The sequence below is a fragment of the Dryocola baronae genome (assembly GCF_051297175.1).
GTDB lineage: Bacteria > Pseudomonadota > Gammaproteobacteria > Enterobacterales > Enterobacteriaceae > Dryocola.
In genome coordinates this window covers 4,001,589-4,015,311 of the sequence record NZ_JBINNY010000001.1, presented here as the reverse complement: position 1 = coordinate 4,015,311, position 13,723 = coordinate 4,001,589, and the positions used below count along the sequence as shown (strand labels likewise).

13 protein-coding genes and 1 pseudogene are annotated in these 13,723 nt (G+C 58.4%); 8 read left to right on the top strand and 6 right to left on the bottom strand.

All coding sequences use genetic code 11. The annotated features are described in order from the left end of the window. Nucleotides 1–16 precede the first annotated feature (16 nt). From ACSPHG_RS18955 to ACSPHG_RS18935, 5 genes are all read left to right on the top strand, one after another. Nucleotides 17–1,450 (top strand): glycoside hydrolase family 32 protein, encoded by a 1,434-nt coding sequence (locus tag ACSPHG_RS18955; protein ID WP_435956061.1) that lies wholly within the window; start codon nucleotides 17–19, stop codon nucleotides 1,448–1,450. Nucleotides 1,451–1,572: 122 nt separating this feature from the next. Then, nucleotides 1,573–2,913: a carbohydrate porin gene (locus ACSPHG_RS18950; RefSeq protein WP_435955022.1), complete on the top strand. Its 1,341-nt coding sequence runs from the start codon at nucleotides 1,573–1,575 to the stop codon at nucleotides 2,911–2,913. Between the two features lie 26 nt (nucleotides 2,914–2,939). Continuing rightward, the gene (locus ACSPHG_RS18945; RefSeq protein ID WP_435955021.1) at nucleotides 2,940–3,893 is read left to right on the top strand and encodes a PfkB family carbohydrate kinase; all 954 of its coding nucleotides are present in this window, start codon (nucleotides 2,940–2,942) and stop codon (nucleotides 3,891–3,893) included. A gap of 602 nt (nucleotides 3,894–4,495) precedes the next feature. Then, a complete protein-coding gene (locus tag ACSPHG_RS18940; protein ID WP_435955020.1) occupies nucleotides 4,496–4,888 on the top strand; it encodes a cell envelope integrity TolA C-terminal domain-containing protein in 393 nt (130 codons plus the stop codon). Nucleotides 4,889–4,933: 45 nt separating this feature from the next. Then, the gene (locus tag ACSPHG_RS18935; protein WP_435955018.1) at nucleotides 4,934–5,422 is read left to right on the top strand and encodes a GNAT family N-acetyltransferase; all 489 of its coding nucleotides are present in this window, start codon (nucleotides 4,934–4,936) and stop codon (nucleotides 5,420–5,422) included. A gap of 86 nt (nucleotides 5,423–5,508) precedes the next feature. On the opposite strand, the gene ACSPHG_RS18930 is transcribed toward ACSPHG_RS18935, so the two are convergent. The 3 genes and pseudogenes from ACSPHG_RS18930 to ACSPHG_RS18920 form a co-directional block, all read right to left on the bottom strand. Further along, the gene (locus tag ACSPHG_RS18930; protein ID WP_435955017.1) at nucleotides 5,509–6,270 is read right to left on the bottom strand and encodes a hypothetical protein; all 762 of its coding nucleotides are present in this window, start codon (nucleotides 6,268–6,270) and stop codon (nucleotides 5,509–5,511) included. A gap of 1 nt (nucleotide 6,271) precedes the next feature. After that, complete coding sequence (locus ACSPHG_RS18925) at nucleotides 6,272–6,469, bottom strand: hypothetical protein (RefSeq protein WP_435955016.1); 198 nt, start codon at nucleotides 6,467–6,469, stop codon at nucleotides 6,272–6,274. A gap of 105 nt (nucleotides 6,470–6,574) precedes the next feature. After that, a pseudogene (locus ACSPHG_RS18920) lies at nucleotides 6,575–6,781 on the bottom strand (hypothetical protein); the annotation flags it as partial. Between ACSPHG_RS18920 and ACSPHG_RS18915 the strand changes: the two are divergent. Further along, nucleotides 6,681–6,974: a cupin domain-containing protein gene (locus tag ACSPHG_RS18915; RefSeq protein ID WP_435956060.1), complete on the top strand. Its 294-nt coding sequence runs from the start codon at nucleotides 6,681–6,683 to the stop codon at nucleotides 6,972–6,974. The pseudogene ACSPHG_RS18920 and the gene ACSPHG_RS18915 overlap by 101 nt on opposite strands. 19 nt (nucleotides 6,975–6,993) lie before the next feature. On the opposite strand, the gene ACSPHG_RS18910 is transcribed toward ACSPHG_RS18915, so the two are convergent. Continuing rightward, a complete protein-coding gene (locus ACSPHG_RS18910; protein WP_435955015.1) occupies nucleotides 6,994–7,905 on the bottom strand; it encodes a LysR family transcriptional regulator in 912 nt (303 codons plus the stop codon). Nucleotides 7,906–8,071: 166 nt separating this feature from the next. Between ACSPHG_RS18910 and ACSPHG_RS18905 the strand changes: the two genes are divergently transcribed. Beyond that, nucleotides 8,072–9,049 (top strand): NAD(P)H-dependent flavin oxidoreductase, encoded by a 978-nt coding sequence (locus tag ACSPHG_RS18905; RefSeq protein ID WP_435955013.1) that lies wholly within the window; start codon nucleotides 8,072–8,074, stop codon nucleotides 9,047–9,049. Between the two features lie 123 nt (nucleotides 9,050–9,172). After that, nucleotides 9,173–9,808, top strand: coding sequence for a carbonic anhydrase (locus ACSPHG_RS18900; protein WP_435955012.1), 636 nt, complete (start codon nucleotides 9,173–9,175; stop codon nucleotides 9,806–9,808). A gap of 42 nt (nucleotides 9,809–9,850) precedes the next feature. On the opposite strand, the gene ACSPHG_RS18895 is transcribed toward ACSPHG_RS18900, so the two are convergent. Next, nucleotides 9,851–11,461, bottom strand: coding sequence for an FAD-NAD(P)-binding protein (locus ACSPHG_RS18895; RefSeq protein WP_435955011.1), 1,611 nt, complete (start codon nucleotides 11,459–11,461; stop codon nucleotides 9,851–9,853). Between the two features lie 60 nt (nucleotides 11,462–11,521). Then, entirely contained in the window at nucleotides 11,522–13,720 is a 2,199-nt protein-coding gene (paoC, locus tag ACSPHG_RS18890) for an aldehyde oxidoreductase molybdenum-binding subunit PaoC (protein WP_435955010.1), read from the bottom strand. Nucleotides 13,721–13,723 lie beyond the last annotated feature (3 nt).

The following is a 13,723-nucleotide window of genomic DNA, read 5'->3' as shown; positions in this document are numbered from 1 at the left end:
GAAAAGAGTGTAAATGATGACCTACTCAATTGCTGAAGCTGAACAGGAACTTAAAGCGAAGCGCGACGCGCTCAACCTGCGCTGGTATCCGCGCTACCACCTGGCCGCCCGAGCGGGCTGGATGAACGATCCTAACGGGCTGGTGTGGTTCGACGGCTGGTATCACGCCTTTTACCAGCATCATCCTTATTCCACCCAATGGGGGCCGATGCACTGGGGGCACGCGCGCAGTAAGGATCTGCTGCACTGGGAGCATTTACCCGTCGCGATTGCGCCGGAAGGGCCGGAAGACAAAGACGGCTGCTTTTCCGGCTCGGCGGTGGTGGACGGCGACACCCTGGCGCTGATCTACACCGGCCATAAATTCCACGGTGACGCCGGAAATGAAGACAACCTCTATCAGGTGCAGTGCCTGGCAACCAGCCGCGACGGCATTCACTTTGAGCGCCACGGCATCGTGGTGGACACGCCGCCGGGCGTGCACCACTTCCGCGACCCGAAAGTCTGGCGCGAGGGAGACAGCTGGTACATGATCGTCGGCTCACGCGTGGGCGACACCGGGCAGGTGCGTTTGTATCGCTCCCCGGATCTGCGCCAGTGGCAGGAAGAGGGCGTGCTGGATGAAGCGGAAGCGGGAATGGGCTTCATGTGGGAATGCCCGGACTTCTTCACCCTGGGTAACCGGCGCGTGCTGATGTTCTCCCCGCAGGGCATGGCCGCGCAGGGTTACAACAATCGCAATCTGTTCCAGAGCGGCTATCTGCTGGGTGACTGGCAGCCGGGGCAGCCGTTCGTTCGCGACGGTAGCTTTGTCGAAATGGACCACGGCCACGACTTTTACGCCCCGCAGAGTTTCCTGACGCCTGACGGCCGCCGCATCGTCATTGGCTGGCTGGATATGTGGGAATCGCCGCTGCCGGAGCAGGCCGATGGCTGGGCCGGCATGCTGTCCCTGCCGCGCGAGCTGAGCCTCAGCGCCGATAATCGTCTGCAAATGCGCCCGGCCAAAGAGGTGGAAAGCCTGCGTCAAAGCTGGTTCCCGTGGCCGGTCAGCACGCTCAACAATCAGCAGATCGGCGTGGCGGAAAATGCCGAAGCCATGGAGGTGGTGCTCAACTGGAAAACGGCCGACAGCAGCGCTGAGCAATATGGCCTGAGCCTCGGCGACGGGCTGCGGGTATACGTTGATGCCCAGCAGCAGCGCCTGGTGCTGGAGCGCCACTATCCGCAGCACGGTTTATGCGGGACGCGCAGCGTGCCGTTAACACTCGATCGCGACCTGCATCTGCGGCTGTTTATCGACAGCTCGTCCGTTGAAGTCTTCGTCAATAACGGCGAGGCGTGCCTCAGCAGCCGTATATATCCGGACGCCGAACGTCGGGAATTACGTTTATTTGCCTGGAGCGGCAGCGCTTCGTTATTTGACGGCGGTGCATGGCAGCTTGAATAAATAAAACAGGGATTAACAATAACCCGCCCCCGGCGACGGGCGGGTTATTGCTGTCTTTCTCGCCGGAATATTCCCCTACGCAATTAATGAATGATTAACGCAATAATAAAAAAGGTTTCCCGATGAAAATACTCTTAATCGGTTGTGTGTTGACGTCCGTATTTAGCGGCGTAGCCTGCGCGCAGGGCGGCCTCTCTCTTGAAGAACGGCTGGCGCAAATGGAAAACCGGCTGAAAGCCACCGAAGCGCGCGCCGCCAGCGCAGAGGCCGAAATCCGCACCTTAAAGCAGAAGGAGCCACGCGCCATCGCCAGCAGCGCACCGGCAAAACCCTCGCTACAGGTTAATGACGGCGGCGATTTGAAATTCTATGGCGACGTTGAATTTAATATGGACGGTGCCAGCCGCACCGGCGGCCTTACCTCGCTTAAAACGAGCGCCAATAAAAACTGGACGCCCGGTGAAAAAGAACGCTGGGATATTAACGGCCGCATTCTTCTGGGTTTTGACGGGATGAGAAAAGGCGCTGACGGAAAATATGCCGGTTTCAGCGTGCAGCCGCTGGCGGATATGAGCGGGAAAATGAATCTCGACGACGCGGCGTTTTTCTTCGGCCAGCAGGACGACTGGAAAATTAAAATTGGTCGTTTTGAAGCGTGGGATATGTTCCCGTTAAATCAGGATACCTTTATTGAATATTCCGGAAATACCGCCAACGATCTCTACAGCGACGGTTACGGCTATATCTACATGATGAAAGAAGGGCGCGGGCGCAGCAACAGCGGCGGCAATTTTCTGCTCAGCAAGAATATCGATAACTGGTATTTCGAGGTCAATACGCTGGTGGAAGACGGCAGCTCGCTCTTTGTCGATGGGCGCTACCACGGTAACGCGCTCGATAACCGTAAAAACGTGGTGTATGTCCGTCCGGTGGCGGCCTGGCAGTCCGGCCCGTGGTCGGTAGCCGCCGCCATGGAAAGCAATCTGGTGAATAACGCCTACGGCTATCAGCAGGAAAACGGCCGCTTCGAAGACAAGTCCAGCCGCACCGGGTACGGTATGACGATGAGCTGGAACACCTTGAAAACCGACGCGGACAACGGCGCGGTAGTCAATTTGAGCACGGCTTACCTCAATGCGGCGGATGAAAAGGACTTCAGCGCCGGTATCAACGCGTTATGGCACCGCGTCGAACTCGGCTACATCTATGCCCACAACAAAATCGACAGGTTCAATATGGCGGGCGTAAGCGCCGACTGTAACGACGACTGCGCGATCCTCGCGCCGGGCCGCTACGACATTCACACCATCCATACTTCATGGCAGTTGCCGAACATTATGGACATGCCCAATTTCATTATTTACCTCGGGGCCTACGCCTCCTGGCTTGATTCATCGGCGTCTGAAAGCGGCAGTAACGACGAACGCTACGGCGCACGGATTCGCTTTAAATATCTGTTCTGATATCTGTTTTATATTAAGGGGAAATTATGAAGGTCTGGGCATTAGGCGACGCGGTGATTGATTTACTGCCGCAGGGGGATATGCAGTTCAGCGCCTGCGCGGGCGGCGCGCCGGTCAATGTGGCCGTCGGGGCCGCGCGTCTGGGATGCGACTGCGGTTTTATCGGCCGAACCGGCGACGATCCGTTCGGCCATTTTCTGCAAAAAACGCTGGCCGAGCAGGGCGTGGATACCCGCTATATGCAGTTTGATGCGCAGCACCGGACCAGCACCGTGCTGGTTTCCCTCGGTGACGAGGGCGACCGCAGCTTTACCTTTTTGGTCGACCCGTCAGCCGACCAGTTTTTGACGGCCGACAGCCTCCCGGAATTAGGCAACGACATTCTGCACTTTTGCTCTCTGGCGCTGGTCGCCACGGCCTGCCGCGAAACGCTGGTGCGCGCGATTGGCAGCATCAAGCAGGGCGGCGGCCTGCTGAGTTTTGACATCAACCTGCGCGAGCAGATGTGGCCGGACGCGCAGGAGATGTCAGACACCGTGCGCCATTTTGCGCGCCAGGCGGATATTCTCAAGCTTTCACTGGAGGAGCTGTACTGGCTGGCTGGCACCACGGATCATGAAAAAGCGCTGAGCATCTTAAGCGGCTATCCGTCACGCCTGAAGGTGGTGACGTGCGGCTCCGAAGGGTCAATTGCGCTCTGGCAGGATCGGGTGATTCAGGTAAGCGCCTACGATGTAGAAAGTATCGATACGACCGGCGCGGGCGATGCCTTTATGGCCGGGCTGTTGGCTAGCGTGGCGCTGGGCAACGGGCTAGACGGCCTGGAGCCGCTCAAGCACGCTTTGACGCAGGCTAGCGCCTGCGGAGCGCTGGCAACCACCGCAAAGGGGGCGCTAACGGCTCTGCCCGATGCGCAGGGCGTGACGGCGTTCAGAAAAACAACGCACGAGCTGCTGTTTAACCCAGGCGAAAGCCGTTAGCCTGTAGGCCAGGAAAACAGGGCGTCACACTGTGAGGCTTAAACTCCGTTCGACGTCTCCGGCGGGTGGCGCGTGCGCTTACCCGCCCTACAAAACATGAAGCCGCTCAGAACTTACATACAATTTTCACTCACAGCGACACCCTGTTTCCCGGCTTAAATCGCTCCGGATTTGCCCCTTCAGACAGGGTGGTGCTGTCGGGAACAGCGCCAGAGAGCGAGCGTCGGACTAAAATGTCAGAGACATTTTTGAACAACGCTTGCGTTGGCCACGAAGTGGTTCGTCACAGAATGTGGCGAATAAACGCATCGCGAACGACCCTGCATGTTGGGGATAAAGCCGGGGTTTACCGCTTTAGCGGCGATTTACCTGCCGGGCGGCAGGATTATTAAGGGGATGCTGTTAATCCCCTTAATACGTTCACCGTTCGCAGCGGTTGCAGAGATAACCAGACTTACGGGTGAATGGAAAATCTCAGGTTTACAGATCTCATCCCAGCCAAATACCGGGGCGACATGTGTAAAAAAGACAGGCGCAGTAGAGGGCCGTATAGCACTATGGCTTGTAAGAGCACCGAGAGTGTTAAAAGCGGGAGCACAAAAATGGTAATGAAAATCTTAGTGTTAGCAGCTGTGGCGGGTCTTACCGCAGGTTGCGCACCGTTAGAGCCTTCCGGATGCCATAAAACCACGGCGATAGGGAGTTGCAGCTCTGGCCGCTGGGACGATCGGGATGAATGGGGAGCGCAAGCTCGGGCAATCAGGTCAGCTATAAATGCCAACCTTACCGATCCGCAAATTTGGGAGGGGAAAAAATGCAGGCTCCATCTAGAGTTTGCCCAGGATGGCACGGCTTTAAACGTATCAACCAGCAACGGCAATAAAGCATATTGTGAAGCATTAAAATCAGCGGCCCTTAAAGCCAAATTCCCAGCCTTTCACAATCCGGAAGTCTTTAGAGATTTTGAAAAATCCCGCTTCGATATGCGCGGTTAAACACATTACGATCGTTAAGTAGGATCTATCGCAAAGGAGTAAGAGATGATTGCGTTCCGTCCAATGACTGAGGAAGAGTATCCTGCCTATCTTGAATATTTTATTCCTGACTATGCAGATGAAATTGCTTCAAACTACGGGCTCTCTATAAGTGATTCCCTTTTAAGGGCCAGGAAGGAAATATCGGAATCGCTCCCCGAGGGCGTTAATACTCCTGGACAGGTGTTACTGTGCCTGGTTGAACGTTCAGATCACACTGACAGGCATATAGGCTATCTCTGGTATAAACCCGATACGGCTAAGGGCAGCGCGTTTATCTACGATTTTCATATTTTCAGCGCCTACCAGGGGCTGGGGCTTGGCAAAAAGACCCTCCGTGCTTACGAAGAATATCTACGTAATAAAGGCGTTACGGAGATGAGGCTGCGCGTTGCGGGTGATAATGCTCGCGCCAGACATGTCTATGAGGCGAGCGGTTTTTATATTACGGGTGTCAATATGAGCAAGGCTATCGTGGGCGGCGAAATAAAATAATAGCCTCCGGAATAAGCCAGTCATTTCCGCTCAACGCCCCCACAAATATAATAACCGTCAGGAGTCTGCAACAGACTCCTGACGATTCACTCAACGCATTGCTCCATTGGCAGCGAATTAGCGCTGGCGGGATCGAAGAACGAAAGGCTCTCAATCTGCGTCAGCATAATCACCTTTCTGAACGCCATCGCGCTCTTGGGTTCTGAATCGAGCGTAATATCGTGGTCAGCATACCATTTGCTGTAATTGTGCTCCACGCGCAGACTCATTTCATGCCCGTCGCGGTAGCCGCTCAGCATCGGGATCAGCACGATATTGGCCGTCTTTTCATATTCCAGGGTCGCGGTATGTACCATGCCGACATAAATCCGCCCCGACTTGAGCGTCACCAGCGCCAGCTCGCCTTCTTCCATACACTGATAAAGCAGCTGTTCGATACCGCTCGAACGCGCCAGGCGCTTATAAAGCTTTTTCCTGCCCTCGTCGTCTAGCCTGGCGCTGCCGGCCCAGTTAGATCGGTACAGGCAAAACAGTATCGCAAACGCCAGCATGATGACGACCGGAGCCTGGATGCCCAAAAAGCTCCAGTTCATAAACTCCATTTGCCAGTTGGCATAGTTATGCGAGGTAAGGTGGAAGGTGTTGGCGGCGAGGGAGAGGCCGAGCAGCAGTAGCCACAGCAATCCGGTGGCGAGCACGCCCTGCAACACGAAGATACAGCCGTAAAGCGCGACCAGAAAATAGACGTCCCAGCCGAAGGAGCGTTTAATCTTAAAGCGGGTGGAGAGGTCGCGGCTTGTGTACCAATATCCGCACACCATCAGCACCATAAATATCGCCGTTCCCATATTATGCCCTCTTCAGAGCGTTAACATGGCGCAGGAAATCCTGCTGCACCTCTTTGCTTTTAATATTGACGGAGGCGCTGCCGTCCTGGTCGATAATAATGCGATCGCCGTCCTCGACGGCCTCAATAATTTCCTGATGGCTTATGACCTGGAGCAGCGATTCGGGACTTGAAAAAATCGACAGAAATAAACGTTTCAAGCTTAGCGTCCTTATAAAGAGAAAGGACTAAGCCTGGCAGAGTAATGCTCACCCCGCCTTAAGGTTAAACTGAAAGGTCAGCTCGGCGGGGTTCAAAAGTGATGATTAGGCTTCGTGCCCAATAAGCTGCTGCTGAATTTCCGCTCCGGGCATCATCTCGTGCAGTCCCTTAACCAGCATTTCTCCGGCTTCGCGTAAGGCCGCCAGGGGCATCTCGGGCAGGCTTTCGAGGATAAACCACATCTGCTGGCTTTCGACGCTGAGCCGGGTTCTGACGCCCTGCCGCCAGTTCCAGCGTCGGCACGTCACGCCCGGTCACCCTGTCGGCACGCGTGAACTGTTCCAAGTTGAAAAAGGGATGCTTCAGCTCGTTATCGACGATAAAACGCTGCTCGTCCCGGCGGGCTGTTCGGCCGTCGCCAGAACGGATCTCCCGCATCAGTACGCTAACGACAGCCAGGACGAGCTTATCTTCACGATGACCGTTGCAGAACTGCACGGCTAAACGGCATCGCGCCCCGCTGTTAGGGCTGGCGCGGAGCGTTCCCACAGGCCAGCAGCCCTTCCAGCCACTCGGCAAAAACGCGAACCTTGCGCGAGAGATGGCGATGCGGGTAGAGCAGCGACAGCCTGCGCGGCGGCGTTGGGTAGTCGGGCAGCACCTCCACCAGGCGACCGCTGTCGAGATAGGGCTGCAAAAACAGATTCATACCCTGTAGCAGCCCCAGCCCGGCCACGCCCGCCGCCGTATACGCTTGGGAGTTGTCCAGCACCAGGCTGCCGGGAAGATAAATCTCGGCTATTCCCTCGGGCGTTTCAAACGTCCACGGCATGATCTGGCGGCTGCTGCTGTTAATCCAGTTCACGGCCCGGTGCTGCTGCAAATCGTCCGGCGTTTTCGGCGTACCCCGCGCGTTGAGATACGCCGGGCTTGCGCAGGTGGTCATTTTTATATTCCCCAAAGGCCTGGCAATATAATCGCCGTCTTCCAGCGCGCCCACGCGCAGCACGCAGTCCAGGCCGTCGCGCAGCATATCCTGACGGCGGTCGGAGCTGCTGAGGATAATCTCGATATCGGGATGGACGCGGTAAAAATCGGCCAGGTTGGGCACCACCAGCAGCGTTGCGAAAGCGATGGGCATATCCACGCGCAGCTGGCCGCACAGCGGTCGGTCGGGCGCAAACGACTCCAGTAAATCATCCGCCTGAGCCAGCAGCGGCTTGCTGCGGCGATAAAATTCCTCCCCGTCGGGCGTCAGGCTGATGCGGCGCGTCGTGCGCTGCATCAGGCGAACGCCGCTGTGCTGCTCCAGCTGCTGTAGCGCCCTGGTCACGGCCGGGCGGTGAATTTGCAGGTTTTCCGCCGCCTGGGTAAGGCTACCCGACTCGACGATTTCGATAAAAATCTTAATTGATTCAAAAAGATTGATTTGCATAGCGGGCTTCTTTAGCGGCGAAAGCGAGAGAGTCGATGGGCGTATTGTTACTCATTTAATAATAGTGATGAATTATTTTCGCTATTTTTCCGAACAATATGCCGCCTTAAACTCTGTCCCATCGAAACGCAAAAGCGTTGAAGCCTCTGTTTAAGGAAATACCGCCATGCAAAACAATCGTATTTGTCAGATCCTGGGCATTGAAAAACCGGTTATTCAAGGGCCGTTGTCCTGGCTTACCGATGCCCGCTTAGTCGCCGCCGTCAGTAACGCCGGTGGGCTTGGCGTGCTGGGGCCAAACGCGGGCCTAACGGCGGAAACCGCCGTCTCCACGCCGGAAGAAACCGCTGAAAAAATGCGGGAAGAAATCCGTAAAACCAAAAGGCTTACCGAAAAACCGTTTGGCGTAAACCTGATCCCAACGCCTGAGAATGACGTCTGGACGCCGCCTATCGTGAAGGTTATCAAAGAAGAAGGAGTGAGGGCGGTGGTCTACACGGGCTATGGCGAAGGGGCAATTATCCCCGCGCTGTTTGACGAACTGAAAGACGCGGGCATCAACATCATCTACCGCGACATTAATCCGACGCCTGAAAACACCCGCCTCGCCGAGGCCGCTGGGGCCGATATTATTGTCGCCACGGGGTTTGACGAAGGCGGAACGCTGCCGGGCAAAGCGCTCGGCACGTTTTCCATCGTGCCGCTGATCGCCGACGCGGTTAACAATATCCCCGTGCTCGCCGCTGGTGGTATCACCGACGGCCGCACCGCCCGCGCCGCGCACGCATTAGGGGCAAGCGGAGTGTTTGCCGGATCGGTGTTTATCAGCACCGTCGAGAGCCGCGTGCCGCAGACGGTCAAAGACAAAATCGTCGCTGCGGACGGCCTGGATATGCTGCTGTTCCGCACGCTGCCCGATTATTACCGTTCGCTCCCCGGCAGGCTGGCGGAAAAGCTGGTGCAGATGGATAAAGCGGGCGCCAGCAACGAGGAGCTTGGCAAAACGATGGGCGGCCTGCGCGGCCTGCGTGTGGGCATGCTGGAAGGCAATACCGACGAAGGCTATATCTCGCTCGGCACCGGCATCGGCAGCATCCGTGCCATAAAAAGCGTCGCCGAGGTGGTTAACGAACTGGCCGTGTAGCCACCGCCCGCGCGGGCAGCGCCATCAGCGCGCTGCCCGCAGCAGAGAAATTTTTCAGTGACACTAGACTAACAAAATGTGATCTTTATCATAACGTTGTCCTTTCCTATAAGAGATCTCGCTATGCAGCACATCATTGAGGGCTTCCTCAACTTCCAGAAAGAGGTTTTCCCGCAGCGTAAAGAGCTGTTTAAAAGCCTGGCGTCCAGCCAGAATCCCAAAGCGCTGTTCATCTCCTGCTCTGACAGCCGCCTCGTGCCTGAGCTGGTCACGCAGCAGGAGCCGGGACAGCTTTTTGTGATCCGTAACGCGGGCAATATCGTTCCCTCGTTTGGCCCCGAGCCGGGCGGCGTTTCCGCCACCATCGAATACGCGGTCGTCGCGCTGGGCGTGACGGATATCGTCATCTGCGGCCATTCCAACTGCGGCGCGATGAAGGCGGTTGCGTCCTGCCAGTGTCTTGATCATATGCCAGCGGTATCCCACTGGCTGCGCTACGCCGACGCGGCGAAAGCGGTTGTCGAGAAGAAAACCTGGGGTAACGAAACCGACAAGGTCAACGCGATGGTGGAAGAGAACGTCATCGCCCAGCTCAACAACATTAAAACGCATCCGTCCGTTGCGGTCGGCCTGCGCGACAGCGCGATTCGCCTGCACGGCTGGGTCTACGATATCGAAAGCGGCATGATTCGCGCGCTCGACAAAAACAGCAAAGCCTTCGTTTCGCTGGCCGAAAACCCGCAGGTTTACTTCGAATAAATCCGCAGGGGGAATACGGGACGTATTCCCCATTTTACGCCGCTACAGCTCCAGATAGGGCAGACGCCGACGGGGCCGGGACGGCGTTTCCTCCGTCGCTTTCGCTATCGCCGCGCCGATTTCCGCGCACACCGTCAGCCCCTGCACAAACGGCTGGTCGTGCATAAGATAAGGCAGCGCGCCAAACGCGATTCGCCCGCGCGCGCAGTCCGGTGAAAGCAGCGTGTAATCGCTGCCAACGTCCGGGATCTCATCGCCGCAGGCCTCAAGCTGCTTTCTTAACGTCGCAAACGGCAGGTCTTTTGTCTTCAGCGGCTTCTGCCCGCGCGCGTCGATAAACACCTCGTACTCATGGGTTTTCCCCTGCGCGTTAATCACCGTTTTGTTCTCTTTAACGTCAAGCTCGTAATCATTTCCCAGCTCGAGAACGCTGATAATCCCCGCCTCGCGCAGCGCTAGCAGCCTGCGGATAGACTGCGACGGAATCGCCGCATAGTTATCGATAAACACGCGGGCAAGCCCGGCGCTGAACCGCTCGCTGTCCCGCTCGTCGAGATGCGGAACGATTTCCTGCACCACCTCGTGCAGGCGCAGGATAGCGTAGCGCCACGGCACCGTGCGCCTGTCGCGCTTGTTGCGCTCAACCTCGTTGAGATTCGCCTGCGCCCAGCGGAACGGGCCGAACTTATGCCGGTCGGCAAACCACGCCTCCGGGAAGCTATCGACGTTCAGCGAGCTTAAGGAGATGTGCTCGCTCCACGTCGGGTCGGCGAGCGTAATTTCTTCCACCATCAGGGCGAAAACACGGTCGAGCAGGCCGTCTGGACCGGCGGCGATCTCTCTTTCAATGACCTCTTCCGTCACGATGCCGAGCGGCTCGTAGGGAATCGGGCAGTAAAAATCGGCTTCCGGAATAATGCCGGAGCGGGACATCAGCACGATTTTCAGCGCCTCGCTGCCCGCGTCGAGCCTGAACTCAAGCTGCTCTTCGTCGTCGCCGACAAAGTTGCCGTGCTGCACGACGACCGCCATCGCCGCGTCTATGGCGCTGAGCGAGGTGCCCAGAATGCCGATTTTGCACGCCGGGATTTTGGCCGCCATCAGCCCGGACCACGGGCTTGGGAAGTAGCTGCGCGTGGTTTCGCTCTCTTCCGGCCAGACGTGTCCGGTGGCGATGACCGCAAGGTCAAACCGCTCCGGCTCCGCGCTGTCCTGCGCCCACAGGCGCACGCCCTCGGGCGTTGCCTCAAGGTCGGTCACCGCGCAGGACTCACGGACGCTCACCTCAAAACCCTGCTGGCAGGCCCGCCTGACCAGCTCCTGAAAGCGGTCGCGGAAGTACTCGCCCAGCAGGATACGCGGCAGAAACTGGCGGACATGCAGCGACTCGGGGTCGACGCCGTAGCGCGCCAGATGTTCCGCGCTCTGGCCCTTCAGCCAGTCGAGATAGGTGATAAGAATGGGCGGGATTTCAATGCTGGCGATATTCGCCAGCATCATTCGCGAGTTATCTTCGTTACTGTACGGCATGCCCACGCCCGCCTCGCTTGCCTGCTCGTAAATAGTCACCGCAAGCGGCTTTTTGCTGCGTAGGAGCGAGTAAAAGGTATAAATACCCGTTGGGCCCGCGCCGATAATGGCAACCTTCTTCATAGCTGTTCACCCCTCATTATTTTTATCATGTCCTTGTCTTGCGCCACCCTCGCGGGTAGTTCAGGGCAGTTCTGGTAACGCTTTCAGCAAACTGTCGAGCTTGACGGGATATTCCCTGACCCGCACGCCGGTAGCGTTGTAGACGGCATTGGCGATGGCGGCGCTCACGCCGCACAGCCCCAGCTCGCCTACGCCTTTGGCCTTCATCGGTGAAGAAACCGGGTCGGTATCGTCGAGGAAAATCACCTCCTGCTCGGGGATATCGGCGTGCACCGGCACCTCGTAGGCCGCCAGATCGTGGTTCACGAAGTACCCCTGGCGCTCGTCAACGGACAGCTCCTCCATCAGCGCCGCGCCCACGCCCATGGTCATCGCGCCGATCACCTGGCTGCGGGCGGTCTTAGGATTAAGTATGCGTCCGGCTGCGCAAACCGCCAGCATGCGCCGCACGCGAATTTCACCGGTGAAGGCGTCCACGCCGACCTCCACGAAGTGCCCGGCGAAGGTGGACTGCTGGAATTTTTCGTCCAGATCGCCAAATTCGATGCTGTCTTCGACGGTCAGCGTGCCGTCTGCGGCGGCCTGCGCGAGCCGCGCGCGGCGTTCGCCGTCGATAACGTGCCCGTCGACAAACTGCGATTTGCTCGCGTCAAAGCCTAGTTTTTTTGCCACCGCCTCGCGCAGCTTGACGCAGGCCGCGTACACCCCGGCGGTTGAGCTGTTCGCCCCCCATTGCCCGCCCGAACCGGCGGAAACCGGGAAGTCCGAATCACCCAGCCGCACCACGACGCCTGCCAGCGGCACGCCGAGCATCTCCGCCGCCGTCTGGGCGATGATGGTGTAGCTGCCGGTGCCGATGTCCGTCATGTCGGTTTCAACCGTCACCACGCCCTGCGCGTCAAGGTGTACGCGCGCGCCTGACTGCATCACCAGGTTATTGCGAAAGCCTGCCGCAACGCCGGTGCCGACCAGCCAGCGCCCGTCGCGAACCTGCCCCGGCCGGGCCTTGCGGGCCTGCCAGCCAAAGCGTTTCGCCCCGGTTTGCAGGCATTCGACGAGCTGGCGGCGGGAGAAGGGCCGCTCCGGGTTAGCCGGGTCGACCTGGGTATCGTTGAGGATGCGAAAATCGATCGGGTCGAGGCCTGCTTTTTCGGCCATCTCGTCGATGGCGATTTCCAGCGCCATCAGCCCCGGCGCTTCGCCCGGCGCGCGCATGGCGTTGCCTTCCGGCAAATCAAGCTCCGCCAGACGCAGCCCGGTAAAGCGGTTGGCCCCGGCGTAAAGCAGCTCGCTTTGCTGAACGGCCAGCTCCGGCTCGCCGCCTGGCAGGTTGCCGGACCAGCTTTCGTGGGCGATGGCGCTAATTTTCCCGGACGCGTCGGTGCCGATGCGGATGTGCTGGATTGTCGCCGGACGGTGGGTGGTGTTATTGGCGATGAGCGGCCTTTGCAGCGCAACCTTCACCGGGCGTTTTGCCGCGCGCGCGCCGAGCGCCGCCAGCACGGCATCGCTGCGCAGGAACAGCTTCCCGCCGAAGCCGCCGCCGATGTAGGGCGAAATCACCCGCACTTTTTCCGTCGGGATCTTAAGCGTGGCGGCCAGCTCGCTGCGGCACGAGTCCACCATCTGGTTGGAGGTGCGCAGAATAAGCCTGTCGCCCTGCCAGACCGCAAGCGACGCGTGCGGCTCCATCGCCATATGGCTCTGGTCGGGCGTGGTGTAAAGGGCGTCATGCTTTACCGCCGAACCGGCAAAGGCGCTTTCAAAATCGCCCGTGCGCTTGTCCGGCTTGCTTTCGGGCGGCGCGGTGACGGACGGTTTTTCCTTCGCCAGGCTGTAGCTGCCGTCCTCGCGCTCATAATCAACCTCAATCAGCGCCGCCGCCGTGCGCGCCTGCTCGAAGGTTTCCGCGACCACCAAGGCGATGGCCTGGTGATAGTGTTCGATGTCCGGGCCGCCCAGCAGCGTGGCGGCGTTATTTTCCCCTTTGCCAAGCGGGCCTGCGTTATCGGCGGTTACCACGGCAAGCACGCCCGGCGCGGTTTTGGCAGCGTCGATATTCATCGAGCCGATGCGTCCTTTGGCGATGGCGGAGCCGAGCACGTAGCCATAGGCCGCGTCCGGGACTTCGTCGTGCCATTCATAGGCGTAACGGGCCATGCCGGTGGTTTTCAGCGGGCCGTCGATGCGCGCGTGCGGCTGGCCGACGACCTTCAGCTGGTCGATGGGGTTGTGCCCTGCGGGATGGTCAAATTTCATCGC

Coding starts and splice junctions, on each gene's coding strand:
- ACSPHG_RS18955 (WP_435956061.1), top strand. CDS start 17: ATGACCTACTCAATTGCTGAAGCTGAACAGGAACTTAAAGCGAAGCGC.
- ACSPHG_RS18935 (WP_435955018.1), top strand. CDS start 4,934: ATGATTGCGTTCCGTCCAATGACTGAGGAAGAGTATCCTGCCTATCTT.
- paoC (WP_435955010.1), bottom strand. CDS start 13,720: ATGAAATTTGACCATCCCGCAGGGCACAACCCCATCGACCAGCTGAAG.
- ACSPHG_RS18930 (WP_435955017.1), bottom strand. CDS start 6,270: ATGGGAACGGCGATATTTATGGTGCTGATGGTGTGCGGATATTGGTAC.
- ACSPHG_RS18905 (WP_435955013.1), top strand. CDS start 8,072: ATGCAAAACAATCGTATTTGTCAGATCCTGGGCATTGAAAAACCGGTT.
- ACSPHG_RS18910 (WP_435955015.1), bottom strand. CDS start 7,905: ATGCAAATCAATCTTTTTGAATCAATTAAGATTTTTATCGAAATCGTC.
- ACSPHG_RS18940 (WP_435955020.1), top strand. CDS start 4,496: ATGGTAATGAAAATCTTAGTGTTAGCAGCTGTGGCGGGTCTTACCGCA.
- ACSPHG_RS18895 (WP_435955011.1), bottom strand. CDS start 11,461: ATGAAGAAGGTTGCCATTATCGGCGCGGGCCCAACGGGTATTTATACC.
- ACSPHG_RS18900 (WP_435955012.1), top strand. CDS start 9,173: ATGCAGCACATCATTGAGGGCTTCCTCAACTTCCAGAAAGAGGTTTTC.
- ACSPHG_RS18945 (WP_435955021.1), top strand. CDS start 2,940: ATGAAGGTCTGGGCATTAGGCGACGCGGTGATTGATTTACTGCCGCAG.
- ACSPHG_RS18950 (WP_435955022.1), top strand. CDS start 1,573: ATGAAAATACTCTTAATCGGTTGTGTGTTGACGTCCGTATTTAGCGGC.